Raw genomic sequence first — 25,693 nt, 5'->3', positions numbered from 1 at the left:
GTATCTGGTAGTAAATTTTACACAGTACACTTGTAATCTGTAAGTGGTAATGGGTCCTATACAGTACAATTTTGCCGCAACCCAAGCAGCCTGCAGTTGGTAGTGTTTTCAGTTTACCCAGAAAACTACCAGGAAAAAGGGCTGATACTCGCTCCAATCATTCCGCCTTTCGGCTTAATCTTTTAACTCTGTAAGCCAATTGAGTTCTTGAATTTTACTATCAAGCTCTCTAAAAGCTCTTCCCGTTTGATCCATTTCTATTTGCAATTTTTTAATATCAATGGTTGTTTTAAGATTGGCATCGCCACTATTATTTATTTGAGCAGCATACCTAATATTTCTTAATTTTTCAGAAAGCATTTTTAATGAATCTCTTTTAGCCAAAGCTTCCATCAAAGAACCTTCGCCCTTAATTTGAGTTTCATTATTGGTTTTATTGATTCTAATAACCAAGGTTTCTAAATCTTGAATAGTAGTTCTCATTTGAGCCAATAACTTTGCTGGATCTTCTTGTGGTTTTTTATTGTCTGATACTATAAGAACAGGTCTAATTCTATTTTGTAAGTGTTCTATTTTCTTCATTAAATCAGCTCTTAATAAAAGCGCTTCGGCAAGTTTCATTTTTTTATTTTCATCTTCCATTTATGCGATTATATTTTTTTTAAAATTAATGTCTCGGACATTTAGATATTGGATTATTATCTGGTTTTGGTGCCCATTTATTATAAGGTGTCAAATCGAAATTATTTACTTCTTCCATAGTTAACCCCAAAGCTTTTGCAACACCTTGTCCATATTCGGGATCGGCTTTAAAGCAGTTTCTTATATGACGAATTTGAATAAATTTCTCTGCACCACCTACTTGTGCTGCTGTATTATCAAACAACAACTGCTCTTTGCCATCGGCTTTGATTATGCGGAACAAATCGCCTGGTTGTGTGAAATAATCTTCATCATCATCTCTAAAATTGTGTGCATAGGCATCTCCATTTAATTCTAAAGGCGGATCTTTAAAATCGGGTTGTTCTTGCCATTCGCCGTAACTGTTTGGCTCGTAATGCAATGTTCCTCCGTGGTTACCATCCACACGCATCGTTCCATCTCTATGATTGGAATGGTAAGGACAAGTTGGTTTGTTTACCGGAATTTGATAATGGTTTACTCCCAATCGATAACGTTGCGCATCACCATAAGAAAACAATCGACCTTGTAACATCTTGTCTGGCGAAAAGCCAATACCAGGAACAACATTCAACGGATTAAAAGCAGCTTGCTCTACATCTTGAAAATAGTTTTCTGGGTTTCTGTTTAACTCAAATTCGCCCACAGGAATTAACGGAAAATCTTTTTTAGACCATACTTTAGTTAAGTCGAAAGGGTGGAAGCGGTATGTTTTTGCTTCTTCTTCCGTCATGACCTGTACATACATCTTCCATTTTGGAAAATCCTTTTTGTCAATAGCATCAAATAAATCTCTTTGTGACGACTCTCTGTCCATCCCAACTATTTTCATAGCCTCTTCGTCAGATAAGTTTTCAATGCCTTGCTGACTCACAAAATGAAACTTTACCCAATGCCTAACATTGTCTTTATTGATAAAACTAAAGGTATGGCTTCCAAAACCGTGCATGTGCCTGTAACCTTTTGGAATACCTCGATCACTCATGGTTATGGTTACTTGGTGTAAAGATTCTGGTAATAAAGTCCAGAAGTCCCAATTGTTATTAGCACTTCTTAAATTGGTTTTGGGGTCGCGTTTAACCGCACGATTTAGATCTGGAAATTTCATTGGATCACGAAAGAAAAATACAGGTGTATTATTTCCAACTAAATCCCAAATGCCTTCATCTGTATAAAATTTAAGAGCAAAGCCTCTAATATCTCTTTCGGCATCTGCAGCTCCTCGTTCGCCTGCAACTGTAGAAAATCTGCTGAACATTTCTGTCTTTTTACCAACTTCGCTAAAAATATCAGCTTTGGTATATTTTGTAATGTCATGCGTTACTGTAAATGTTCCAAAAGCTCCAGAGCCTTTGGCGTGCATGCGTCTTTCGGGAATGACCTCACGATCAAAGTTTGCCATTTTTTCGAGAAACCAAGCATCTTGCATTAGCATTGGTCCTCGTGGACCTGCGGTTTGTACATTTTGGTTGTCTCCAACGGGAGCTCCAGTTTGCCTGGTGAGTTTAGGTTTTTTGTCTTTCATTTTAGGAGGGTTTAAAAAGATTTCTAAATGATTGAAAAATATATATATTATATGAAAAGTTCATAGGTAATTATCTTTCCCTATAAATATATAGGTTTTAATTCTGCAAAACTAAATGGATAGCACTTTTATTAATTACAATTTAAATTCGTAGTGATAATTTTCGGTTTTCCTTTTTTCACTCAAATAAGAATGGTACCCAATAGTATTAATGAACCATCGAAAATTTACTAGATTGTAAATTATTTGGCTAGTAATTTAGATTTTTTAATAGTGATATTTATTACTTACGATTGCTTCGTAAATTGCACGTCAATAACTAATTTAACTTTGTCTGAAACCACAATGCTTCCTGCCTCTGTAACAGCATTCCATGTTAAGTTAAAGTCTTTTCTGTTTACTTCTCCAGATATTTCAAAACCAGCTTTTGTTTGCCCATAAGGATCAACAGCCACACCGTTAAGTTCGGCATCTAAAGTAATTTCTTTTGTTACGTCTCTAATAGTTAAATCTCCAACTAATTTACTGCCAATAAAAGATTTTGAAACAAATTTCATTTCTGGATATTTCTCAGAATTAAAAAAGTCGTCCGATTTTAAATGTGCATCTCTATCGTCGTTTTTGGTATTTATGGATGCCGTTTTTGCACTAAATTCTAGGCTAGCATTGTTGAAATCATCGCCATTTGATTTTGCAGTTGCCTGAAAATCTTCGAAATGACCAGTCACGGTCGAAATCATCATGTGCTTTACTTTAAAAGCAATTTCAGAATGTGTGTTGTCGATTAACCAATTTGTGTTTTTCATTTGTATAATTTTTACTTGTTAATATTTAATTTATTATTTTCTTAATACATCTTGAATGTCTGTTAGCTTTTTAAATTGTGCATTTGCATACGGACATATAGGGGTAATTTTGATGTTTTTTTCTCTTGCCATTTCTACAATTTTGTAAAGCAATTGTTTTCCAATATTTCTACCTTTAAAGGCAGGGTCGACTTCTGTGTGATCTATAATAATATGATCTTTTCCAGCAATGGAATAAGTCATTAATCCAGCTCTTTTATTATCTTCTCTAGCTATTGCAAAACCTTTATTTTCTTGTTCTTTTATAGTGATTTCCATATTAAATTTTATAAAATAGGTTATATGGACATTGGTACTTCCATTAAAAGTATACGTGTATTTTCAGTAGCATTAACATGTATAGAATCGGTATCCCAAACTCCCATTCCGTCTCTTTCAGATAGTATTTCATTATTTATCTCTACTTCACCTTCTAAAATGAAAGCATAAACGCCATTGCCTTCTTTTTAGTTTATATGTATCCGAATTTCCTTTTTCAAATTTGCCTATATGGAACCAAGCCTCTTGATTAATCCATACGCCTTGATCGTCTTTATTTGGAGAAAGCACCTGATAAAACTCATTGTTTTTTGCAATATCTCTAATAGAAATTTGATCATAACGTGGTGTGACATTTTTTTCTTTTGGAAATATCCAAATCTGAAGAAATTTCACTTCTTTATTTTTGTTTTTGTTGTATTCGGAATGTGTTATTCCTGTCCCAGCACTTAATACTTGTAGGTCTCCTTCTTTAATTACCGCAACATTGCCCATGCTATCTTTATGCTCTAAATCTCCTTCTAATGGAATGGATACAATTTCCATATTATCGTGAGGATGTGTTCCAAAACCCATTCCGGCTGCTACGGTATCATCGTTTAATACACGTAGTAAGCCAAAATTCATTCGTTCAGGGTTGTAATAATTAGCAAAGCTAAATGTGTGATGTGATTTTAACCAACCGTGATTTGCGTTTCCTCTTGTTTCTGCTTTATGAATTACTGAATGCATAGTATTTTTTTATTAGGTATGCCTGTCTGTTCTTTAGGCACGAGATTAAATCCTGTTTGTTGCATGAATGTATTGTGAGTAAATATTGTGGGTTTATTGTCTGTAGCTTTTAGTATTTGTGAAGCAATACTGCCTACAATGCTTATTAAAAATACATTTTAAATAAACTTTATACGATTCATGTTCTTTGCTTTAAAAGGATACTACAAATATATAATTGATTAAAGGACTGTGGAATATGAAAAAAAGGGGTAAACGTATGAAAATCCGACATTTAAGACTGAAACTCAGTTTTTTTAAATAAAGAAGGAGATAATTTCGTGTGTTTTTTGAAGAATGCACTAAAGTTTGCAGGTTCATTAAAGCCTAAATCATAGGCAATTTCTTTATTGGTGATATCTGTAAAATAGAGTAGTCTTTTTGCTTCGGTTATTATTCTTGCCTGAATATAGTCTTTGGCCGTTTTCCCTATTTTGGATTTTACTGTTCGGTTTAAATGGTCAGGCGTAATATGAAGTTTATTTGCATAGAAGGTAGTGGAGTGTTCTTTTTTATAATATTTATCTACCTCCTTTTTAAACGCTCTTATCAAATTATCTCCAGTGGTATCGACATTAGATTCGATGGGATTGATGGAGCAAACATTGTTGCACTCTATAAGTAAAAGCTTTAAAAAAGATCCAATCGATAAGCTCTTCATCTGGGAATTGCTATGAAAGAGTTTGAAAATATTTTTGGTAAAACCTTCTATGGTCTCAAATTGTTCTTTATTGGGCGATAATGGAGGGCTTTGTCCATAATTTTGAAAGAGATTTAAACTTTCAATAAAGGAAAGTGGAATAGAGTTTTCTATTAAAAACTGGTTAGAAAAGGTCATTGCAAACCCAAAAGATTTATCGGTTTCTATAACTTGATGAACTTGACCTGGAGCAACAAAGAAAATTTGCCGATTTGATAAATCGTATGCATTAAAGTCTATTTTGTGCTTTCCTTGTGCTTTTTTAATAACTAATACAGTATAGTAGCTGTGTCTATGTGGTTCGTCCACCTGCCCGTTTCGTTTGGTAAATATATCTTCCATTCTAGAGATTCCAAAATTTATAGAATCCATTTCTGAATTTACTTTTTGATATGTTTTGACGAGACTCATTTTTAGCTATATCTTGTTAAACTATATTAATAATTTATGAAATATTATCCTCAATCTGTTTGTCTGGAATAAGCCACATAATGGCTACAATGGCATAGCAAATTATAGATAACCAGGTGTTTAAAAAAGAAAGTCCAATGCCAAGGGTGTAAAGGCCAATGGATATTTTACCTTTTCTATCAGAACCGACAACTTTCCTTAATGGGAACTCACTGTCGTGAGATTTAATGATTACCCATTGTAAAATAAAATAGGCAATTGCGCAAAACAATAATACAACTCCATAAGCAATTACTGGTAAATGTGCCTTGTAATTTTCGCCTATCCAGGCAGTTGTAAAGGGTATTAGTGATAGCCAAAATAGCAAGTGTAGGTTTGCCCATAGTATCTTTCCATTTACCTGTTGCGTAATTTGAAATAAATGGTGGTGATTATTCCAATAAATACCAACATAGATAAAGCTAAAAACATAGCTTATAAAAACTGGAGTTTTATCAAGAAGAGCATTTAAATCTGTTGAAAGTGGAGCCGAAAGAGCTAAAACCATTATCGTAATTATTATGGCTAAAACACCATCACTAAAAGCTTCTAATCTGCTTGTTTTCATTTTTTTATTGTTTCTAAACAAATAACTCAGGTGTTAAGGAAGCTATTTGTTCTTAAAGTGAGATATTCAAAAATATGAATTAATTTTTTACATGTTTAAAGCTTTTTACAAAAGAATATAGAATTTAACGTTATTAGAAGTAGAGGTGAATCTTGTAACAAAATGCATAATTTTATTGTTTTTTAATTCTAATGGGTAACAAAGGTTACAAACAGATAATTTTTATGCCTTACCTTTGTTTAAATAGGTTTTGAACCTAAATCTAAATAATAAAATTTTATAAAAATATGAGAAATCATCATCTATGGGTCCTTTTACTCTTTGTGGGATCTATATTCTATAGTCCTGTTGCAGCACAACAAAAAAGTATTTCAGCTGTTGAAAATTCTATAAAAAGGGATGGAAAATATGCCATTCTTGTTTCAAATGCTCGTTACTTTCAAGCGGCTATAAATACGGGTAAAAATCTTAGAACTGAAAACCCTAAAATCGTTTTTGAAGTTGTCTTAATTGGTCCTGTAGTTAAAGATTTAGCATCCAACAAAGATTTAGAATCTACTATTGAGTTAGGTGAAAAAGTTGGTATTCGCATAGTGGTTTGTAAAGCAGCTATGAAACATTTTGGTTTATCAGAAAAAGATTATCATAAATCTATTGCGTTTACACCAGACGGTTTTGTTTACCTTCTTGGTTTGCAAGAAAACAACTATAAAACCATTACTTTATAAAATAATTACAGAAAATAAAACACAAAAGCCGATTTAATCGTCTTTTTGTGTTTAAAGCTAAAAATTAGAGGGTAATTCCGCCATCTACGCTAATAGTGGTACCAGAAATATACCGTGCTTGATCCGAAGAAAGAAACGCATAAATATTAGCAATATCTTCTGGTGTTCCAAGTTCTTGCAACGGTACTTTTTTGGCCATTTTATCTAAGACTTCTTCTGGCATGGCTTTAACCATATCGGTTAAAATAAAACCAGGAGCTACTGCATTTACGCGAATACCTTTTCGTCCTAATTCTCTTGCCCACGTCTGCGTCATAGCAATAACACCTGCTTTGGTAGCTGCATAGTTTGTTTGTCCAAAATTACCATATAAACCTACGACTGATGAAGCATTTAAAATAACACCAAAGCCATTCTCTACCATGACCGGAGCTATATGTCTTGTACAATTATAGACGCCTGTTAAATTAACATCAATAACTTGCTGCCATTGTTCTTGAGTCATTTTTAATAATGTAGCATCACGTGTTATTCCTGCATTATTTATTAATATATCTATTCTTGTATGGGCTTCTAGTGTTTTTTGTGTGGCTTTCTCTACAGCTTCAGAACTAGAGGTATTCACTTCCATGAAATATACATTGTGTCCTTCTTTTTGGAGCTCTTTTTCTAGTTTTTCACCTTTCTCCTTAATAATATCCCAAATAATTACTTTGGCGCCTTCTGCTATGAACTTAAGTACGGTTGCTTTTCCTATTCCATTGGAACCACCCGTAATTACTGCTATTTTGTTGTTTAATAAACCCATAATCTACTTAATTTATTTAAATATTTGTCTGGTAAAAGTAGGGTTTTAATGAATATTCATTTATCTATATTTGTAATATTGATATAGATATAGTTGTTCATGTTATTCTTTTTGTTTTAAATTAGTCGATAAGAAAATACAATTCTAAATGAGTATATCTCTAGTCACTTCTATCCTGCTTGTTTTATACATGGCGCTAATCTTATTCTTTGTAATAAGAGGAGCTCTTCGTACAAAATCTTTAGAAGATTATGCTGTAGGAACAGGTTCGTCTCCTATTGTGGTAGGACTTTCATTAGCAGCAAGCGTGACTAGCGCAGCTACTTTTATTATCAATCCGGGATTTGTAGCAATGTATGGTTGGAGTGCGTTTTTTGCGTTGTCTGTAGTTATGCCTGTTGGATTATTTCTTTCATTAATTATTATGACCAAAAGTTTTCAGAAAATAGGTCATACTACCAAAGCTTTAACACTTGCACAGTGGATTGGCAATAGGTTTAATAATAAGTTACACAGTCGCATTATAGCATTTCTGTCCTTGCTTTTAATCACATTTATTGTATTAATCTGTGTGGGAATAGTAAAAGTACTTACAAGTGCTCTTGGAATATCAGAATTATATGTTCTCCTAGGATTGGTTTTATTTGTTTTTGGTTATACCATGTTTGGTGGAGCTAACTCCATGATTAAAAATAATGCGATACAAGCTGTAATGATATCTATAGTGGCTGTTATTCTTTTGTTTTCAGGCTATCAGTATTTTGATGTGGGTTTGTCAGGGTTTTGGGAAAAAATAAATGCCATCGATCCAATGTTAACTCAAAAATACAATCCGGAAAGTCCTCTGTTTAGAGACTTTTTTGAAGTGGTTGTCTGTAATTTTATTATTGGAATTGCTATCGTTTGTCAGCCACATATTATTACTCGTTCGCTTATGTTAAGAAGTGAGAAAGACACAAATAAATACCTTATTACTTCTATTCTAGTGCTTATTTTATTCTTTTCAGTCTTAATTGTTGGGCTTTATGCGCGTTTACAAATGCCAGACTTAATGCAGGATGGCGTGGCTGTGCCTTTAGACTCTATTGTTAGTGTTTATGTAGTAAATAGATTCACCCCATATTTAGGCGTTATTGTAATTTTTGGATTACTTGCTGCCGGACTTTCTACCCTAGAAGGACTAGTACAGTCCCTGAGTACTACAATTACTAATGATATTATTCTTCCACTTACTAAAAAGGATTATTCTGAAAATAAAAAGAAAAAAATTAATCGTTGGGTTATTGTTGCTCTTGCAATTGTTACAATTTTAATGAGTTACGACCAATTAGTAGACCCAAATTTAAGTGTTGGAATATTTGCCCAAAATGGTGTTTACATGTTTTTTTCAGCTGCTTTTGTTCCAGTTTTATTTGGCATATTTTTAAAACATGTTCCTAGTCAAGCACCATTATTTGCTACTCTCACCTCGATAGTTGTTTATGTAGCGGTTTATTATGGCGGACTTACAGAATACACTTCCGGGCCAGTTAGAAACCCTGCAGTAGCCGGAGCATTAGCTATTCTTGCATCTTTATTTGTGGGAGGTATTAGTTATTTATTATTAAAAAAGAAAATAAAATTAAGTGAAAATGTTGCATAAAAGAAACGCAAAAATTATTTCATCGGGGATGGCTGTCCCTAAAAAAGTAGTCCCTAATCAATATTTTAATGAATTATTAGGAGAGGATGTGGATACTTGGCTTCAAAACAATGTTCAAATCTATAATCGTAGATGGGCTGAAGAAGGTGACGCAATTTCAGATTTAATAGTTGATGCGTGTCAGGAAGCATTAAATCATGCAAGATTAAAACCGGAAGCCATTGATTTATTAATTATAGCAACAGATACTCCGGAATTTGTTTCGCCATCTACAGCTTCTGTTGTACAAGATAAAATGCAATTAATTAATGCAGGAACCTTCGATATAAACACAGCTTGTGCCGGATTTGTTACAGCTTTAGATACTGCTAGTAAATTTATTCAAGCCGATGCTCAATACAAGCACGTTCTTGTGGTAGGTGCTTATATGATGAGTAAATATCTAAATCTTGAAGATAAAAAAACAGTGACCCTTTTTGCCGATGGAGCTGGTGCAGTGGTATTAAAAGCAACTGAGGATGGATCTGGAATGCTTCAAAGTCTGTTAAAAACCAGAGGCGAATTCAATTCCTGGATGGGAATTTATGCTGGAGGAAGCAAAACACCGCTTTCACAGAAAGTCCTAGACGAAAAACAAGAGAAGCTCCAGTTTGTTCAGAAAATTCCAACGGAAATAAACCCAGAAATATGGACTTCAATGATAAATGAATTGTGTAAAAAAGAAGGCGTATCCGTATCAGAAGTGGATCATTTCTTTTTTACACAAATAAATATTAACACCATTTTTCAAACCTTAAATAAGCTTGGGGTAGATAGAGAAAAGGCCATTACTATTATGCACGAATACGGATATACCGGTTCTGCATGTATTCCAATGGCTTATTCGGTGGCAGACAATGAAGAGAAACGTATTAAAGATGGCGATTTAATAATGTTTATGGGCTCTGGCGGAGGTTTGGCTTTTGCTTGTAATTTATTTAGAAAATAGTTTAAATGGAAGAAATCAATCAACAAGATTGGATAGGAAAATGGGCAGTTTATAGCCCTAATAAAATTGCCGTAAAAGAGCATGAGACTCGGCGATCGTTTACGTATGCCCAATTAAATAATGCAGGGGGTAATTTGGCAAGTTATTTAACTACTGAGCTAAATCTTTCAAAAGGAGATAGAGTAGCTGTTCTGGCAGAACACTGTTTAGAATATGTTAGTTTGTTCTCTGCAGCACAAAAATCTGGAATTGTTATTGTCCCGTTAAATTACAGATTGTCTTCTGTGGAACTTGAGTATATAATAAAAGACGCAGATCCATCAGTTATTTTTTACGAAAATCAATTTGCAGAACTCATTCCTGAGAAATCAGAAGGATTTACTTTGGCTATTGAAAAGTTGACAGAAAATTGGAATAAAAATGAAGTTTCTCATTTTGAAAACCTTCCACTTTTTGATGATGATTGTATTTTTCTATTATACACTTCTGGAACAACAGGGTTTCCAAAAGGTGTAAAGTATACCCACAAAATGCTGTTTTGGAATAGTATAAATACTTCTATTTCTTTAATAATAAATACGGAAACCAATACGGTAAATGTTATGCCTCCTTTTCATACTGGTGGTTGGAATGTATTGGTAAACCCTGTCTTGCACCATGGAGGTTATGTGTGTTTATGCAGAAAATTCGATGCAAAAACTGTAAACAATTTAATTTTAAGCGAAAAAGTTTCTGTTTTTATGGGAGTTCCTACTATGCTTCATATGATGTCTCATGAGAAAAATTTCGGAATACAAAACTTTGAAAGTCTCAAGTATATTATAGTTGGTGGCGAGGCTATGCCTATTCCTTTAATTGAAACTTATGCCAATATTGATGTTGCCATTCGTCAAGGATATGGAATGACGGAGGTTGGACCCAACTTAACGTCTCTTCATCAGGATGATGCCATTAGCTATAAAGGCTCTATTGGTAGAAGCAACTTCTATATTCACACTAAAATTATGACTGAAAATAATGAAGAAGCAGAGCCTAATGAACCGGGAGAATTATGGATAAAAGCACCCGTTGTAACGCCGGGATATTGGAAGAATGATGAGGAAACCGAAAAAGCTTTCGATAAGACTGGAAAATGGTTTAAAACTGGAGATGTTGTAATTAAGAACGAAGAAAACTATCTGTATGTTGTAGATAGAATTAAGAATATGTTTATCAGTGGCGGAGAGAATATTTACCCTTCTGAAATTGAGAAGGTAATTTTACTTTTAGAAGATGTAGAAATGTGTGTGGTTGTTGCGGTTCCAGACAAAAAATGGGGCGAAGTGGGTAAGGCGTACATTCAATTAAATCAAGATGCTGCTGCCGTTACAGAAGAAGATATTATGGAATTTTGTAAAAGCCGATTAGCAAAATTTAAATGGCCAAAATATATTGAATTTATAAAAGAATTCCCGAAGAACGATGCGGGTAAAATAGATCGTAAAAAACTGAGTACTAATATTAATAGTTTAATTAAATAAATCTTTAAAACCAATGATTATGAAAACAAGAAAATATGTAGCAATGGCTGCCATTGCAGCGTTATTTGCATTTGGATGCAGCAGTGATGATGACAATAATACACCAGATCCAGAACCACCAGCAAATTATGATGTGATTGTAGGAAAATGGAGAGCTCCAGTTCCTGCACCTATTTTAGCAAGTTTTGTAGATTCTCTTCACGTAGAATTTAAAAACAACCAAACTTATTTGGTAAAAACATATAAGGATGGAGCAGAATCAGAATTAGCGGGAACCTATGCCACATCAAATGGAGCAGGTGATATCCGAAATATAGTTTTGGAACAATCGTCCCCAACTACATTAACTTCAGAAGGAATTTACAAGGTTAATGGTGCGGAGCTTACTTATGAGGTAGCACAAACTCAACCAGCACAATCAGGAGTAACAGCTCCAACTGCAGAAGCTGGTTTTGGAAGCACTTCAGATGGAGCTTTTGGAATGATGAATGTTCAAGATTATGTAAAAATGAACTAATTTTTTAATGATTAAGCCGAATTCAATTTCGGCTTAATCTTTTTTATCCTCTTGCCGTATTATATATAATATTTGATTTTAACACCTTAACTACACAAAAGATGAAAAGACATAACATGTTTTTTGTTTTAGGAGTTTTAATTCCATTCTTGGGGTTCGCTCAAGATTGGAATAAAAAACAAACCGATAGCTTATTTACAACCCAAAATGAAATTCACAAATCTTCCTTTATTAACGACACTCCTTTTGATAAGGTTATACCAGCAAGAGCTAATAAACAGCTTCAAGTATTTGTGTTTTCTTATACACAAGCAATGGTTCAAAACTTCGCACCTGAAAATGAGTTTTTAAAAGGACAAATTGTAGGTCGATTGTTTGGAGCCAATACAACTAAAACTTTTAGCAACCAAACAGCAAACTTTTACGAACAACGATTTCTACCTTTCTTTGTCTATTCTCCAGCTATTTTTGATGGAAAAGTAACATTGAGGTCTTCGTTTAAAATTGATTTTACATGGGGAGATTCTGCTTACGGAGTAGGCTCACACTCTGGAGGTGCACTTTCTGGAGGCCAAGTAAATTTAGAAACACAGAATATAGAAGTAGAATATAGACCAGCGCCAACATGGGCCATAAATATTGGTTTACAGAGATTATTCGACACCCCTCACGATACCTATCGTACAACCTTAGACAAAATGATAAATACGGGCTACCGTTTAAATTACTGGGGAAGTAATGGTGCAGGTATTTCGGTAAGGAAAGATGCCGATTTTTATAAAGTAAAAGGAGGTTTTTATAAACTTTATGAAAACAATGCCGAACTTGTTGACGATGTGTCACTTTATGAATTGAATGGTCAAATGCAAGTTGCTAAAAATTGGAATGTTGGAGCCTCTGCATATTATTTAAAAGACCGTTCTAACGGTAAAGGTGGAGTAAGTATTCTTGGACAAGGACCAAGAAGTTTATTAACAGAATATAACGGAGCCTATAAATTCCCTTTAGGTGCAGATCCATATAAAATGGATGTTGTTTGGCTTGGAGGGTATTTTAGCAGGAATGAAGATATGATGAACGATCGTTATTTCTTGTCTGGATATGTAAATTCTAATATAGGAAGTATTCGTCAGGATGCAGGCGAAGGTTATAATACAACCGTGGATATTGTAGGGGTAGCGGCCAATTTAAGAGCAGGATATAGGTACGGACAAACAATTAACGACTTTATTACAGTAGATGCTGTTTATACGTCTGCAAATAAAAATGGTATTTCAGATGGAAAATACACAGGTGTTATTACCGGTAATACCTGGGGAAGTCCGGTAGGTTTAATGATAGGTAAAGGAAGTTATATTCTTTTCCCTCATGGAAATGTAGTTAATCGCTATGTTGCTGCCGTAGCAGATTTATCCAATATGGGGTATGGAATGACGGGAGGTACTGTAAACGTAGGATATGATATTGTTCCTAATAAATTCCATTCAAAAATTGGAGGGGCATTTGCCATGTCAAATCAAGAACCAACTGGTGGAGGTGGCTTTATAGGTTGGGAAGTAAACGGAAAATTAGTTTACGACCTAGGTGCCTTCTTATCTATTGAAGCTTACGGAGCTTATATGGGCTTAGGAGATTTTTACAATTCTAAACTTGTAAACGGAAACCTAGATTCGAAACCTGTCGATCCTTGGACTACAGCTATTGGACTAAAATGGTTGATTTTTTAATTGAACTAAAGAAAAACTTATACAGATGAAAAATATAATAATTGTTTTTATGTCACTTATTTTATCTTCCTGCGCTTCCACTCAAATTGCTGGTTTGCAAACTATGGATGATTTGGAATACAATCTTCCTGTTGAAAAAATAGAGTTATCTAACAATACTACTTTGGCGTATGTGGAGCAAGGAACAGGAGATCAAACCCTTATTTTTATTCATGGATTAGGAAGCTATATTCCAGCTTGGAATAAGAATATGTCGGTACTTTCACACCATTATCGTTGTATTGCTATCGATCTTCCAGGGTATGGAAAGTCTTCTAAAGGAAATTACGAATTTTCTATGACCTATTATGCACAAGTAATAAAGGAGTTTGCAGAAAAGAAAGAAATTAAAAATGTAGTTCTAGTCGGACATTCTATGGGCGGGCAAATTGCACTTACAACTGCTTTACAATACCCAGATTTGGTAGAAAAACTTGTTTTAGTAGCTCCAGCTGGTTTTGAAACTTTTAATAAAGGTCAACGAAGCTGGCTTGCTAACGTAATGACTCCTGATGCCGTAAGATTGACACCGGTAGACCAAATTCAAACAAATTTAGCATACAATTTTTATAATATGCCAGATGATGCTGAATTTATGTATACAGATCGGGTTGCAATGCGAACTGCCGAAGGGTTTGATGAATATGTTTATGCTGTGTCACAATCTGTGAAAGGGATGGTAGAACAACCTATTTACCAATTTTTACCACAAATAAAACAACCTACTTTGGCAATTTTTGGAGCTCAAGATAACCTCATTCCAAATAGATACTTAAACCCAGGAAAAACTCAAAAAATAGCAGAAGATGGAATCTCTAAGATGCCAAATGGAAGTTTAATTATGCTTGAAAAAACTGGTCATTTCGCACAATTTGAAAACTCTGAAGCGGTTAATAGCCACATATTAGAATTTTTAAAGTAATTTAAACCTAAACAAATAAAATGCACCCTTGATTCTATTTGATTTAAGGGTGTTTTTATTTTCGTCCTCGTCATTCATGTATATTTGTAAAGATTAAAACTTGTTTATGGAAATAGCTATTTGTCCAAAATGCAACGACCAAGAAGGCATTGTAAAAAGTGGAATTGTCAATAATAAGCAACGTTACCTCTGTAAAAGATGCGCTTATCATTTTACAGTTAGGAAGGTTGGAAAAAAAATTGATAACTACTATATCGTTAAAGCCATTCAATTATATTTGGAAGGATTAAGTCTGCGTGAAATAGAACGAGTTTTAGGTGTTTCTCATTCAACCATAAGTAATTGGATAAAGAAATATAATATTCGAAAACCAGATCTTAATGTTTATGATCCAACCTATAAAATTGTGACTTTCGAAGAAATGCAAGCTTTTCTTTCAAACAGAGATGTATATACAGATAAAGGTGTAATAATTACAGAATTAGGCTCAAAATTTCTTGTAATTAGATGGAATAAGGCCGGTGGGAATTAGCATAATTCTTCCGGGCTTATATAAAAGAATGACGTTTTTTGTGGATTTATATCTAGTTATAATTCATCAATAATAGTATCAAAATTCAAATTTAAGAAATGGGCATTTAATGCAATACCTATAGAGTTGTTCAACACGCAAACTATTCTTATTGTTTTATAAAGTGTTTTTAGAAGTAATAAAATTACTTTAACTTTAAAGTTGAAATCTATATCTACCTACTGTCTTACTTGGGATTTAAGGTGTTATTTTGAAGTAACATTTTAATAAAACGTCATATATATGCCAGAATTAGCAAGTTCAGAAAGAGAAATTATACTTTATTATAATCTAGATAGACCTAACGCGTCGAAAACTTTGGGCTATGCAAAAGGCGAAGGCTTTGCACTAAGAAATATAAACATATTAACAAATAAGTTTACTGGTACCCATTTGGAAGAATTAGCGAGTAAATTAAAAGTTAGCATTGAAGGGTTAGTAAATAAGGAACATTCAGATTTTAATGAAGGTTTGTATAACTCTAATTTTTCTGATGAGGATTGGATTAAGGTTCTTCAAAATAACCCAAAATTCCTGAAAGAGCCTATAGCAATAAGAGGTCATAAGGCTATATTTGTAAAGACACCTAGCAATCTTTCCAGGTTGTAGTTAGCAAAAAATCACTTTATGTTTATTCAATGATTTTAATTTTAAAACCGTAAAAATGATAGAACAAATCAAAACATTTGACTCCAACACACTTGCATTTGAAGTGATTGATGGTTTTACAGAAACCGACGAGAAATTAGCACAAAAATTATTTAATAAAAAACTGGAAGAAGGATTTAATACAGTAAATGTGCTTGTAAAATTTGATGAATACAAAGTGACAAAAACTGAATTTAAAGCGTTTTTTGAAGATTTAGTTTTTATAAACAGGAAGTTTGACGAATTAGGACGTTTAGCTTATGTGGGAAACTCAAAATTAATGGAAGCACTTGTACCCGTTGATAATCTGTTTTTTAAAAATAAGAAAAAAGGTCGTGAAGAACGTTATTTTGACATTTCTGAAATGGAAAAAGCATTACAATTTGTAAGTGAAGAACCAAGAGGTAAAGAATAATTTATAGAAAGGAATTAGGTTTTTCTGAGGAATATAAATCTTCATAAACTTTTATGTTATCTCCTACTTTTTTTTGTGTACAAAAGCTCTGTTCAATTAATTTAATTTTGTTTTTCTCTATAACAACCTATCCGTTTATAATGTTATTTACTCTTATTGCTTTTTCTCTTCTTGTTATTTTTGCTGTCTACGCTTTTGTTTCTACCCGAAAAAAGAAAGTAAAATCCTTTCCATCAAAATGGCATAAATTATTGATGCAGCATGTTCATTTTTATAGGGATTTACCCACTGAGGAACAACAACGTTTTCAATATAGGATGATGGTGTTTTTAAGTGAAGTGTATTTGGATAGTGTAGGTGTAAAATTGAACGATCTTGATACAGTATTAATTGCTTCTAGTGCAGTAATACCTGTGTTTAACTTTCCAGAATGGCATTACAAAAACTTGAGTACGGTTCTGGTATATCCAGATCACTTTAATGAGGATCTAAGGTTTTCAAAAACCGATAAGAAAAGACAGATTGGAGGAATGGTTGGTACCGGGCAATTTGAACATCAAATGATTCTTTCGCGAAAAGCTTTGCATGAAGGGTTTAAACAAAAACCAGATGGCTATAACACCGGAATTCATGAGTTTGTTCATTTAATAGACAAACAAGATGGAATTACAGATGGAGTACCAGAAACTCTTTTACAACGGCCGTATGTTATTCCTTGGTTAAAAATTATCCATAAAGAAATGGAAGCCATTAATGATAATAAATCTGATATTAGAAATTATGGAGGCACAAATGAAGCTGAATTTTTTGCAGTAGCTTCAGAGTACTTTTTTGAAAAACCAGAACTAATGAAAAAGAATCACCCTGATTTATACCAAATGCTTAAAGCTTGTTTTTCCATAAAATAATTCAGAAATATAGAAGATTTTACCTCATTAATTTATAATAACATCAAGGCTTTAGGTTGTTATTTGTGGCGTTATTTTGGATGTAAATCTCCAATAAATAACATGTCTAAATCTTTAATAATCTAATGTTTATAATTATAGTGAATTTCAATTTACCTGTATAAGAATAATTCAAAAAAAACTAATTATAATCTGGTAGACCTTGATATAATTTTTCAATACGTCTTAAATCTGTTGGGTTTTGAATAGATTTCTGTGTGTCTTGGTATAATAATTTGGCTTCGGCCATTAAGGCGTCGTGATATTCTGGTAAATGAGCCTCTTGTAATAATAAATATCTAAACATGATAAATAACTTTTGGATACAGCTTAAATCTTGTTTGCAATAGGTTCTGTAAGAAACCATAACTTGATATAATAACTCTTTGAAATTTGTAGAAGCAACTGCAATTAAGGCTTTGTCGTTGGAAGTTATAATAGTCTTATCATTCTTTTTTAGTCGTAAAGAAAACAACTCTGTCAAATAATCTATGGTAGTAATAGCTGTTCCTGGGTCGTTTATTCCTGGAGACATGGCTTTCATGCCTATTTCTGTAATTTGTTTAAAAGCAAGAGCATAATTGTCTTCAACAAACTCTCCTTTTGCAAAGTTGAAATTAGATAGAATATCTTTTACAGTATCGTCTTCAATTTTCTTACTAACTTGAATAATGGGAATCCCTTCTAAAACAAAAATCCCTTGAATAACTAAAATTTTTATTTGAATGTCTTCCTCTTCACAAATATTGATGAGGTTTGAAATGGCTATATTCTGAAAATAACCTGTTTCAGAACTGTAATAGGTTTTCCAATTGGAGGTTTCTGGAAATGAAGCCACTTCCTCTGCTTCTTTTTCCAATAAATATTCCAAGCGCTTTTTAGCTTTTTTGTGAATACTATCTAAAATATTATTGACCTGAATGGATTGAGAGATGGAATGAATAAAATATAGAAAAGCCCCCAAGCAAATAACGGTAAGGATAATACCAATAAGAACAGAAAAGCCAGGCAGTTGGTATTTATCATTTTCTTGCGGATTAATACCTACCAAGGTAAAAGTGTTGTATAAAATTGTTGCTAAATAAATGCCTAAAACAAACTGGTGATTTCTATTTGAAATTAAACCAGGTAAAACACGTGGAGAGAAATTGCTTGATGCTTGATTAAGCAAAACCATAACCATAGAAAAACTAAAAACCATAATAGAAATAATACCCCCTGTTAAAAAACTAAGAAGTGTTTTAGCTGTGTCTGCATTGTTTATAACTAGTTGCGGAGCGTGCTCGATAACAAATGCTGAGATGCCAATTTTTTCCAAATACAGCATTAGCATGGCAAAACTAAAACCCACAATGCTAAATAGAGTAGGGAAAAAGGCAATCTTCCCACGAATGGTATTTATAAAGCTTATAAATCTATTGTAGAGCGATTTCATAAAAAGAGTTGAATCTACAAGTTAGCAAAATTTATATTTTCTAGATAAAATTTTAATCACATAATGTAAGAAATTTTATAAGTGTGCTTACCATCGAGTTTCTCTCCATTCTGTTTGCTCGGTTTTAGATAAGAATGTCCAGGCTACAATTCTGCTGAGTTTATTGGCTGTTCCCATAGGTATATTCCGTACTTCGCTAGCTTCAGAATTTTTTAATAATTGAAGAATTCCTTTTAGATTAGATTGCTTTGATACTAATGTTGTAAACCAATAACAGTCTTTAGAAAACAATTTACTTTCATTTATCATGTTCTCAATAAATTTATACTCTCCTCCATCATATACAAGCTCTTTGCTTATTCCTGAAAAATTGAGTTCAGGTGTTTTTACTTTTTTCCCAGATAGATTTTTTACTTTTCTTCTAGAACCTTTTTTAGCATCTTCAATAGATGAATGAAAAGGAGGGTTGCACAAGGTTATATCGATTTTGTCTTCTTTGTTAATAATGCCGTGAAAAATATGTTTTGGATCCTTTTGTAAACGGCATATAACCTTGCTTTTAAGCGAAGGATTAGAATCAACAATATGTTGTGCCGTATTAATCGATACTGCGTTAATATCAGATCCTATAAACCGCCAGTCGTATTCTGTAACTCCAAGGATAGGATATATACAACTAGCTCCCATCCCAATATCTAGGCATGTAACTCCATGGCCAATAGGAATAGCACCAAAATTATTTTCACCCAATAAATCAGCTATATAATGAATATAATCTGCTCTTCCTGGAATTGGAGGACATAGATTTTTATCGGGAAACTCCCAACTTTTTATTCCGTAATAATAATGAAGGATGGCCTTATTTAAAAGCTTAACAGCAGTTGGATTAAAAAAATCGATCGATTCTACCCCGTGTTTGTTAATTTGTATATAGTTTTTTAATTCGGGAGTACTTACTTTTAGAGCATTTAAATCATATCTCTTTCGGTTTTTGTTTCGAGAATGAAGCTCGAATTTCTCTTGTTTTTTTATAGACATGATTTATTTTAAATTTATAACTGTTTATTATTCTAATAATTGATTTCAAACAAAGAATACCCTTACAAATTTAACAGAATTATTATAGAAAACGCAACGTATTGTTCAGTTTGAATGTCTGCTTTTCTCTAATTTATGTCTTCTTTTTAATAATTGCTAGCACTATTATTGCTTATTTAAGACTCTTAAAATGAGTTGCTTATAATTAAATGAGTGCTTTTTTAGTAATGTTTTTTCTGTAATGAGTGGTTATAAATGGGGGTATTTTTTTTCTACATTAAGATGTTGCTTTATTTTTAATTTTTCAAACAAAACCTTAGTTATTAACTAAAATAAAAATAGAATTATGAAAAAAACTACCTTATGGATTTTTACCATTTGTCTTTTTGCCTTTTCTTGGCAAAGTCAAGCGCAATATGGTTGTGATACAGCTGTAACACTTACAGATGGATTTACTGAAACTGGAATTATTACAGATGGAACACAAGATTGGAACAATAACCCTCCAAATAGCTGTGTATACGGTGTGTATTTTAATGATGATGTATATATGTTCCAATACACTTCAGCGGGCTTCGAGGAAATTGCAATAACTTTTGTAAATAGAGCATCTAATAATGCAGCAGGAATATATGCTACTTGTTCAGGAATGGATTTTGATGACTGTTTAGCTGGTTCTGACTTATCTACAACGGCGCCTACAACAATTTCGGCTGTTTTATCTCCTGGTCAAACAGTTTATATTGCTGTTGGTGCTTATGCAGGAACTTTAGATTTTGACGTTACAGACTTTTCTGTAAGTGCAATAACCTGTCCTGCACCTTCAAATTTAGGAGTTTCAACAACTACAACTACAACAGCAACCCTTACATGGGATGTAGCAGCTTCTGAAACAGCTTGGGAATATGTTGTACAAGCTCCTGACACGGGAATGCCTTCAGGTGCTGGATTAGCAGCAGATTCTAATTCTTTTGTAGTTTCAGATTTAACAGCAGCAACAGCATACGAATATTATGTTAGAGCTAATTGTGGAGCCGACGATTTTAGTGATTGGGTTGGACCGTATAACTTCGCTACTAGTTGTGATGTTGTAACTGAATTTTTTGAAGATTTTGAAACTACCGAAGGAAATACACTTCCTATTTGTTTAAGTCAAGTTGGAACAACTGGAGTAGTAAAAACAGTTAATAATGGTTCAGTTTCATCAAATGGAAGTAGAGCTTTACATATTCAAAGTACTTCTGCAGCAGATAGAGGTATGGTTGCTTTGCAAACAGTTAGTAATGCCGGGGCTGGAACACATCAATTCAAATTAAATTATAAAGCCACGGTTGCTTCTCAAATTGGTCAAACCTTAGAATTTGGTTACTTAACCGATGCAACGGATGCTTCTACTTTTGTTTTAATTTCATCAATTGTTACGGAAAGTACAACTCCAAGTGAGTTTATGTCAACACCATCAGGATTGCCTTCTGGAGATCTTACATTTGCTTTAAGAACTGGAGAAGAAAATAAAAACTTACTTGTAGATGACCTTTCTTGGAGTCTTGCTCCAACTTGTCCTTATCCATCTAATTTAAATGTGGAGGACATTACTTCAAATTCTGTTAATCTTTCTTGGGAAGAAAATGGAACTGCTACAACTTGGGATATTGAATATGGTGAATCTGGATTTACACCAACAGAAACTCCTACAGTTGACAATACTACAGATAATCCATATATGCTAGCAGGTTTAGATGCTGCAACAGGATATGAGTTTTATGTACGTTCAGACTGTGGTGCTGGAGATACAAGTGATTGGATTGGACCTTTCGCATTTACAACAGCTTGCGACGTTTATTCATTACCTTATTTAGAAGACTTTACTGAGTTTTTACCAGCATGTTGGAGCGAAGGAGATAATACGGATGTAGCTACTGGTCCTAATGGAGCTAATGGAGGATGGTCTCAAGATGGCTTTTTAAATGATGGATATTCAGGTTCGGCTAGATTTAATTTTTACTTAGGTGGAGATCAAGATTGGTTAGTATCGCCAACTTTAGATTTATCTAGTGGAGATAATGGAATTTCTGTTAATGTTGGAGTTACAGCATTTTCTGGTACAGATGCTGAAACTATGGAAGCAAATGATGAGGTACAATTAGTAATTAGTGAAGATAATGGAGCTACATGGAGTGTTGTTTATACTTGGAATGAAGCAAATTCGCCTTCTAATACAGGAGATAACGTAATTATCGACCTATCAGCATATAACTCAGCAACTGCTAAATTAGCTTTTTGGGCAAATGAAGGTAATGACGGAACTAAAGACTACAATTTTTATGTAGATGATTTTTACTTAGATACTTACGCAACATTATCAGTTGAAAATGTTGAAATTCAAGAAATAAGTGGTCTTTCTTATTTCCCTAATCCAGTATCAGATGTGTTTACTATTAAGGCAAAGAAAAACATCGACAATATTACAGTTTATAACCTTTTAGGTCAGGAAATGTTAAGAGTTTCTCCTAATAGTAATAGCAGCCAATTAGATATGTCTCAATTTAAAGTTGGAATGTATATGGTTCAAGTAACTATGGAAGGAGTTTCAGAAAATATTAGAGTAATTAGAAAATAGTAAGCTATTGATTAATTGTTTTTTATGGAAAGGGTCTGCTTTTATAGCAGGCTCTTTTTTTTATATAATTATGAAGGGAAATTTTAAAAAAGACTAAAAGGTATGATATATATCATCTTTTATCTAAAATGAAATCTGCATTTTTGGGGCTTATTTAATTTTCATAAAAAATTAAAAGATGACTTTAGCTAAATCACTTCATAGTTTTCATATTCCAGTCATGGGATTAGCTTATACAATAGATAGTCCTATTCGCGTGGCTCAATTTGGTATTTCTTCCGTAATATCGATAATAGACGACGATCTCATGGAAAAAATGAACGCCTTTTATAGTAAGAAATTCGATATTCCTTATCAGGAAATATCACAAAAAGCACAAGATTATCGTGCGGAAAGAATTACTTCTTATTTAAATTTAGTTGACAGTATTGTCAAAGATAAATTCTCAAAATTTAAAACCGAATTATCAGAAAGTAAATTAGCTTTAGATAATTTCATGGCTACCTTGCCAAATAAATCTACAATTAAAGAAGGACTTTCTAATTTAATCGATGAAGGTTCAGCACTTAAAGAGAATATAAAAAACTACTTAGAAACACATTTGTTAGCCGGAGACATCGATGTAAACATCATGACTAAAGTGGATAAGGATAATTTTATTAAAGGCGAACAGTTACCAGTAGAGTTTAACGATGCGCATGCCTCGCTTCGTGGTTTTGCTAAGAGTAATCTAAATTCTTCAGTGGTGCTTTCTGCAGGAATGAATCCAAGATTATACAGCTATTTTGAAAATTTCACCGATTTTTTTCCCGATGAAGAAGGAAAATTGAAAAAGAAAATTATCCTGAAAGTTAGCGATTATCGTTCAGCAATTATTCAAGGAAAATTTCTTGCTAAAAAAGGACTTTGGGTTTCAGAATACAGAATTGAATCTGGTTTAAACTGTGGCGGACATGCCTTTGCTACGGAAGGGTTTTTATTAGGACCCATTTTAGAAGAATTTAAAAATAAAAGAGCTGAATTAATTCAAGACACTCACGATGTTTATGTAAAAGGACTAATTGCAAAGGGCTTAGTAGTTCCAAAACAAGCATTGGATTTAAAATTAACCGTACAAGGTGGCGTTGGAACAGCAGATGAACATGAGTTTCTACTTGAAAATTATCAGGTAGATTCTGTAGGTTGGGGAAGCCCATTTTTGTTAGTTCCGGAAGCCACATCTGTAGATAAAGAAACCAGAGATTTATTAGCAAATGCTCAAGAAAAAGATTTGTATTTAAGTGGAATTTCGCCCCTAGGAGTTCCTTTTAACACCATAAAAGGAACTACTAACGAGTTTTTTAAACAAAAACGAATTGACGAGAATAAAGCAGGAAGTTCTTGTCCGAAAAAATATCTGGCTTTAAGTAAAGAATTTGGGCCTGAAGGAATTTGTACAGCCTCAAAAAAATATCAAGATGTAAAACTCAAAGAATTAGAAGCTAAAAAATGTGAAGTCTCTTCAAGTATGTATGAAAATGCTAAAGCCAAAATAACCGAAAAAGCTTGTCTTTGTGTCGGGTTGGCCAATGCTTCTTATCTAGAAAACGATATAAAAATAAAAGGTCAGGCGCAAGGGGTTGTTATTTGTCCTGGACCAAATATGGCTTATTTTGATAAAGAAGTGTCACTTTCTAAAATGATGCAGCATATTTATGGAAATGCATCAGTACTTTCACAGAAAAACCGTCCAAACATGTTTGTAAAAGAATTGAAAATGTATGTGGACTATCTAAAAAATGAAATAAATACTATTTCTGAAGAACTGACAACCAAACAAATAAAAAAATGGAAAGCTTTTAAAAGCAATTTATTTGAAGGTATTAATTATTATGAGAATTTATTTTTAACCTCAATTTCTTCTGACAATACAAAGATTCAAAAGGATCTTCAGTTATACAAAGAAGAGTTAATAGCGGTTACTATTCCAGAATTGGAAATGGTTTAAATATTTAATTCTTGATTTAAGTGCCGTTATGGCGGTTATCAATAACCATCACAGGTTTTCTACTCATAATTGGAAATTGCAGTTTTTGAATGTCCTTTTTATCATGAATTTCTATTCGTGGAGACACACGTAATTTGGCTCTAAAATGATCTTTAATTCTTGTTAATAGAGTATCGGTTGATGAATTGGTTGCTATTTTAATACAGATTTCATCGGTTCCAATGCTGTTGCTTGAAATTTCTATGATGTAGCAGTCCACTTCGCTAAAATCGTTTAAAATATTGTCCATGGCTGGCGGATATAAAGTGGTGCCTTTATATTTTATCATTTGCTTTTTTCTGCCAACCACAGGACCTAGACGTAAAGTATTTCTGCCACAATCACAGGCTTTTGTATGGGCTTGAACCATGTCGCCAGTTTTAAAACGAAGCAAAGGCATGCCTTCAACTCCTAAAGTGGTAATGGTAAGTTCGCCAACTTCATGTGCTGAAACTGGTTGATTGTTTTCATCTAAAATTTCAACAATAATTAATTCCGGATGATGATGGCCGCCTTGTTGCTTTTCACATTCGTTGAAAGCCGTATTCATTTCCGTAGAAGCATAAGTTGAATACAAGTCTATTTGCCAATGAGAGGTTATTTTTTCAGCTAAGGTATTCAGCGAAAAATCCTGATTTCTTAAAGGTTCTCCAATACAAATAGCTCCTTTTACTCCAGATGCATTTAAATCGATATCATGCTGCTTGGCATGTTCAATTAGTTTTAATAAAAAAGATGGCACAGCAATTAAATAAGTGGGTTTAAATTTTAAAATAGAATCCCATTGTAATTCTGGAATTCCTGCTCCCACACGAATAATTCCAGCTCCTAATTTTCTGGCTCCTAAAAAGTACGCCAAACCAGCCATAAAACGTCTGTCTATGGTGGTCATTAGCTGCATAACATCATTTTCAGTAACTCCGGAGCAAGCAAAAGATAAGGCTTCGTTATAGGCCAAACGGTCTAAATCGTTGTCTGTTAATGCAAAAGTTACAGGATCTCCTAAAGTACCAGACGTAGTAACATAATCGATGATTTTGTTTTTAGGCACACATAGAAAATCGTTGTTATATTGTTGTAATTGATCTTTTGTGGTAGTTGGAATCTGTATTAAATCTTCAAGTGTGTGGATAGAAGTAATATCGATGTTTTGTTCTTTAAACACACGCCTGTAATATGGCGAATGTGTATTTAAATACCTCAGTAAATCCTTCAATTTTTCTTCTTGAAAGGCTTTTATGTCTTGTGCTGATGCTTGTTCTATTTCGGGAATCATTCGTTTC

Annotated in this window: 23 protein-coding genes and 1 pseudogene; 13 read left to right on the top strand and 11 right to left on the bottom strand. The window is 33.3% G+C overall.

Annotated elements, in window-relative coordinates; all coding sequences use genetic code 11:
* Positions 1–174: 174 nt before the first annotated feature.
* The 7 genes and pseudogenes from OS188_RS13365 to OS188_RS13335 all read right to left on the bottom strand — a co-directional run bounded on the left by OS188_RS13365 (position 175) and on the right by OS188_RS13335 (position 5,819).
* Positions 175–642, bottom strand: coding sequence for a DIP1984 family protein (locus tag OS188_RS13365; RefSeq protein ID WP_267149354.1), 468 nt, complete (start codon positions 640–642; stop codon positions 175–177).
* Positions 643–667: 25 nt separating this feature from the next.
* Entirely contained in the window at positions 668–2,206 is a 1,539-nt protein-coding gene (locus OS188_RS13360; RefSeq protein ID WP_267149353.1) for a catalase, read from the bottom strand.
* 287 nt (positions 2,207–2,493) lie between these two features.
* The gene (locus tag OS188_RS13355; protein ID WP_267149352.1) at positions 2,494–3,012 is read right to left on the bottom strand and encodes a YceI family protein; all 519 of its coding nucleotides are present in this window, start codon (positions 3,010–3,012) and stop codon (positions 2,494–2,496) included.
* A gap of 33 nt (positions 3,013–3,045) precedes the next feature.
* Positions 3,046–3,330 carry a GNAT family N-acetyltransferase gene (locus OS188_RS13350; RefSeq protein WP_267149351.1) on the bottom strand — a complete coding sequence of 95 codons (285 nt, stop codon included), beginning with the start codon at positions 3,328–3,330 and terminating at the stop codon, positions 3,046–3,048.
* Positions 3,331–3,350: 20 nt separating this feature from the next.
* Positions 3,351–4,062 (bottom strand): annotated as a pseudogene (locus tag OS188_RS13345) (pirin family protein).
* 274 nt (positions 4,063–4,336) lie between these two features.
* Positions 4,337–5,212: an AraC family transcriptional regulator gene (locus OS188_RS13340; RefSeq protein ID WP_267149350.1), complete on the bottom strand. Its 876-nt coding sequence runs from the start codon at positions 5,210–5,212 to the stop codon at positions 4,337–4,339.
* Positions 5,213–5,246: 34 nt separating this feature from the next.
* Positions 5,247–5,819: a TMEM175 family protein gene (locus tag OS188_RS13335; protein ID WP_267149349.1), complete on the bottom strand. Its 573-nt coding sequence runs from the start codon at positions 5,817–5,819 to the stop codon at positions 5,247–5,249.
* Between the two features lie 287 nt (positions 5,820–6,106).
* Between OS188_RS13335 and OS188_RS13330 the strand changes: the two genes are divergently transcribed.
* Positions 6,107–6,547, top strand: a complete 441-nt coding sequence (locus OS188_RS13330; protein ID WP_267149348.1) for a DsrE family protein — start codon at positions 6,107–6,109, stop codon at positions 6,545–6,547.
* 64 nt (positions 6,548–6,611) lie between these two features.
* Here the strand turns inward: OS188_RS13330 and fabG are convergent, their stop codons facing one another.
* Positions 6,612–7,355: a 3-oxoacyl-[acyl-carrier-protein] reductase gene (gene fabG, locus OS188_RS13325; protein ID WP_267149347.1), complete on the bottom strand. Its 744-nt coding sequence runs from the start codon at positions 7,353–7,355 to the stop codon at positions 6,612–6,614.
* A 148-nt stretch (positions 7,356–7,503) separates the two neighbouring features.
* Here fabG and OS188_RS13320 point away from each other — a divergent pair, with 148 nt between their 5' ends.
* From OS188_RS13320 to OS188_RS13275, 10 genes are all read left to right on the top strand, one after another.
* Complete coding sequence (locus tag OS188_RS13320) at positions 7,504–8,997, top strand: sodium:solute symporter family transporter (RefSeq protein WP_267149346.1); 1,494 nt, start codon at positions 7,504–7,506, stop codon at positions 8,995–8,997.
* Complete coding sequence (locus OS188_RS13315; RefSeq protein WP_267149345.1) at positions 8,987–9,985, top strand: 3-oxoacyl-ACP synthase III family protein; 999 nt, start codon at positions 8,987–8,989, stop codon at positions 9,983–9,985. The genes OS188_RS13320 and OS188_RS13315 overlap by 11 nt, the downstream gene beginning before the upstream one ends.
* Positions 9,986–9,990: 5 nt before the next feature.
* A complete protein-coding gene (locus tag OS188_RS13310; protein WP_267149344.1) occupies positions 9,991–11,505 on the top strand; it encodes an AMP-binding protein in 1,515 nt (504 codons plus the stop codon).
* A gap of 19 nt (positions 11,506–11,524) precedes the next feature.
* Positions 11,525–12,022 (top strand): hypothetical protein, encoded by a 498-nt coding sequence (locus OS188_RS13305; RefSeq protein WP_267149343.1) that lies wholly within the window; start codon positions 11,525–11,527, stop codon positions 12,020–12,022.
* A gap of 101 nt (positions 12,023–12,123) precedes the next feature.
* Positions 12,124–13,749 (top strand): hypothetical protein, encoded by a 1,626-nt coding sequence (locus tag OS188_RS13300; protein WP_267149342.1) that lies wholly within the window; start codon positions 12,124–12,126, stop codon positions 13,747–13,749.
* Positions 13,750–13,774: 25 nt separating this feature from the next.
* On the top strand, positions 13,775–14,710 hold the full coding sequence (locus OS188_RS13295) for an alpha/beta fold hydrolase (protein ID WP_267149341.1): 936 nt from the start codon (positions 13,775–13,777) through the stop codon (positions 14,708–14,710).
* 106 nt (positions 14,711–14,816) lie between these two features.
* Entirely contained in the window at positions 14,817–15,242 is a 426-nt protein-coding gene (locus OS188_RS13290; protein WP_267149340.1) for a helix-turn-helix domain-containing protein, read from the top strand.
* 282 nt (positions 15,243–15,524) lie between these two features.
* On the top strand, positions 15,525–15,890 hold the full coding sequence (locus OS188_RS13285; protein WP_267149339.1) for an arsenate reductase family protein: 366 nt from the start codon (positions 15,525–15,527) through the stop codon (positions 15,888–15,890).
* 55 nt (positions 15,891–15,945) lie between these two features.
* The gene (locus OS188_RS13280; protein ID WP_267149338.1) at positions 15,946–16,344 is read left to right on the top strand and encodes an STAS/SEC14 domain-containing protein; all 399 of its coding nucleotides are present in this window, start codon (positions 15,946–15,948) and stop codon (positions 16,342–16,344) included.
* A gap of 140 nt (positions 16,345–16,484) precedes the next feature.
* Positions 16,485–17,252 carry a M90 family metallopeptidase gene (locus OS188_RS13275; RefSeq protein ID WP_267149337.1) on the top strand — a complete coding sequence of 256 codons (768 nt, stop codon included), beginning with the start codon at positions 16,485–16,487 and terminating at the stop codon, positions 17,250–17,252.
* Positions 17,253–17,433: 181 nt separating this feature from the next.
* Here OS188_RS13275 and OS188_RS13270 read toward each other — a convergent pair whose 3' ends face one another.
* The gene (locus OS188_RS13270) at positions 17,434–18,726 is read right to left on the bottom strand and encodes a DUF2254 domain-containing protein (protein ID WP_267149336.1); all 1,293 of its coding nucleotides are present in this window, start codon (positions 18,724–18,726) and stop codon (positions 17,434–17,436) included.
* Positions 18,727–18,813: 87 nt separating this feature from the next.
* Positions 18,814–19,764: a 23S rRNA (adenine(1618)-N(6))-methyltransferase RlmF gene (gene rlmF, locus OS188_RS13265; protein ID WP_267149335.1), complete on the bottom strand. Its 951-nt coding sequence runs from the start codon at positions 19,762–19,764 to the stop codon at positions 18,814–18,816.
* A 346-nt stretch (positions 19,765–20,110) separates the two neighbouring features.
* Between rlmF and OS188_RS13260 the strand changes: the two genes are divergently transcribed.
* Together OS188_RS13260 and OS188_RS13255 are read left to right on the top strand one after the other, a co-directional pair.
* Positions 20,111–22,384 carry a T9SS type A sorting domain-containing protein gene (locus OS188_RS13260; RefSeq protein WP_267149334.1) on the top strand — a complete coding sequence of 758 codons (2,274 nt, stop codon included), beginning with the start codon at positions 20,111–20,113 and terminating at the stop codon, positions 22,382–22,384.
* 178 nt (positions 22,385–22,562) lie between these two features.
* A complete protein-coding gene (locus OS188_RS13255; protein WP_267149333.1) occupies positions 22,563–24,371 on the top strand; it encodes a hypothetical protein in 1,809 nt (602 codons plus the stop codon).
* A gap of 16 nt (positions 24,372–24,387) precedes the next feature.
* On the opposite strand, the gene flxY is transcribed toward OS188_RS13255, so the two are convergent.
* Positions 24,388–25,686, bottom strand: a complete 1,299-nt coding sequence (gene flxY / locus OS188_RS13250) for a flexirubin biosynthesis putative acyl-CoA ligase FlxY (protein WP_267149332.1) — start codon at positions 25,684–25,686, stop codon at positions 24,388–24,390.
* Positions 25,687–25,693: the final 7 nt, after the last annotated feature.

The sequence above is a fragment of the Xanthomarina sp. F1114 genome, assembly GCF_026410255.1.
Taxonomy (GTDB): Bacteria; Bacteroidota; Bacteroidia; order Flavobacteriales; family Flavobacteriaceae; genus Xanthomarina.
The sequence above is the reverse complement of the archived record's forward strand: the minus strand, read 5'-3'. Positions and strand labels throughout refer to the sequence as shown.

Bases quoted from the DNA above. Each gene is read 5' to 3' on its own strand.
- OS188_RS13365 (WP_267149354.1), bottom strand. From the start codon at position 642: ATGGAAGATGAAAATAAAAAAATGAAACTTGCCGAAGCGCTTTTATTA.
- OS188_RS13360 (WP_267149353.1), bottom strand. From the start codon at position 2,206: ATGAAAGACAAAAAACCTAAACTCACCAGGCAAACTGGAGCTCCCGTT.
- OS188_RS13355 (WP_267149352.1), bottom strand. From the start codon at position 3,012: ATGAAAAACACAAATTGGTTAATCGACAACACACATTCTGAAATTGCT.
- OS188_RS13350 (WP_267149351.1), bottom strand. From the start codon at position 3,330: ATGGAAATCACTATAAAAGAACAAGAAAATAAAGGTTTTGCAATAGCT.
- OS188_RS13340 (WP_267149350.1), bottom strand. From the start codon at position 5,212: ATGAGTCTCGTCAAAACATATCAAAAAGTAAATTCAGAAATGGATTCT.
- OS188_RS13335 (WP_267149349.1), bottom strand. From the start codon at position 5,819: ATGAAAACAAGCAGATTAGAAGCTTTTAGTGATGGTGTTTTAGCCATA.
- OS188_RS13330 (WP_267149348.1), top strand. From the start codon at position 6,107: ATGAGAAATCATCATCTATGGGTCCTTTTACTCTTTGTGGGATCTATA.
- fabG (WP_267149347.1), bottom strand. From the start codon at position 7,355: ATGGGTTTATTAAACAACAAAATAGCAGTAATTACGGGTGGTTCCAAT.
- OS188_RS13320 (WP_267149346.1), top strand. From the start codon at position 7,504: ATGAGTATATCTCTAGTCACTTCTATCCTGCTTGTTTTATACATGGCG.
- OS188_RS13315 (WP_267149345.1), top strand. From the start codon at position 8,987: ATGTTGCATAAAAGAAACGCAAAAATTATTTCATCGGGGATGGCTGTC.
- OS188_RS13310 (WP_267149344.1), top strand. From the start codon at position 9,991: ATGGAAGAAATCAATCAACAAGATTGGATAGGAAAATGGGCAGTTTAT.
- OS188_RS13305 (WP_267149343.1), top strand. From the start codon at position 11,525: ATGAAAACAAGAAAATATGTAGCAATGGCTGCCATTGCAGCGTTATTT.
- OS188_RS13300 (WP_267149342.1), top strand. From the start codon at position 12,124: ATGAAAAGACATAACATGTTTTTTGTTTTAGGAGTTTTAATTCCATTC.
- OS188_RS13295 (WP_267149341.1), top strand. From the start codon at position 13,775: ATGAAAAATATAATAATTGTTTTTATGTCACTTATTTTATCTTCCTGC.
- OS188_RS13290 (WP_267149340.1), top strand. From the start codon at position 14,817: ATGGAAATAGCTATTTGTCCAAAATGCAACGACCAAGAAGGCATTGTA.
- OS188_RS13285 (WP_267149339.1), top strand. From the start codon at position 15,525: ATGCCAGAATTAGCAAGTTCAGAAAGAGAAATTATACTTTATTATAAT.
- OS188_RS13280 (WP_267149338.1), top strand. From the start codon at position 15,946: ATGATAGAACAAATCAAAACATTTGACTCCAACACACTTGCATTTGAA.
- OS188_RS13275 (WP_267149337.1), top strand. From the start codon at position 16,485: ATGTTATTTACTCTTATTGCTTTTTCTCTTCTTGTTATTTTTGCTGTC.
- OS188_RS13270 (WP_267149336.1), bottom strand. From the start codon at position 18,726: ATGAAATCGCTCTACAATAGATTTATAAGCTTTATAAATACCATTCGT.
- rlmF (WP_267149335.1), bottom strand. From the start codon at position 19,764: ATGTCTATAAAAAAACAAGAGAAATTCGAGCTTCATTCTCGAAACAAA.
- OS188_RS13260 (WP_267149334.1), top strand. From the start codon at position 20,111: ATGAAAAAAACTACCTTATGGATTTTTACCATTTGTCTTTTTGCCTTT.
- OS188_RS13255 (WP_267149333.1), top strand. From the start codon at position 22,563: ATGACTTTAGCTAAATCACTTCATAGTTTTCATATTCCAGTCATGGGA.
- flxY (WP_267149332.1), bottom strand. From the start codon at position 25,686: ATGATTCCCGAAATAGAACAAGCATCAGCACAAGACATAAAAGCCTTT.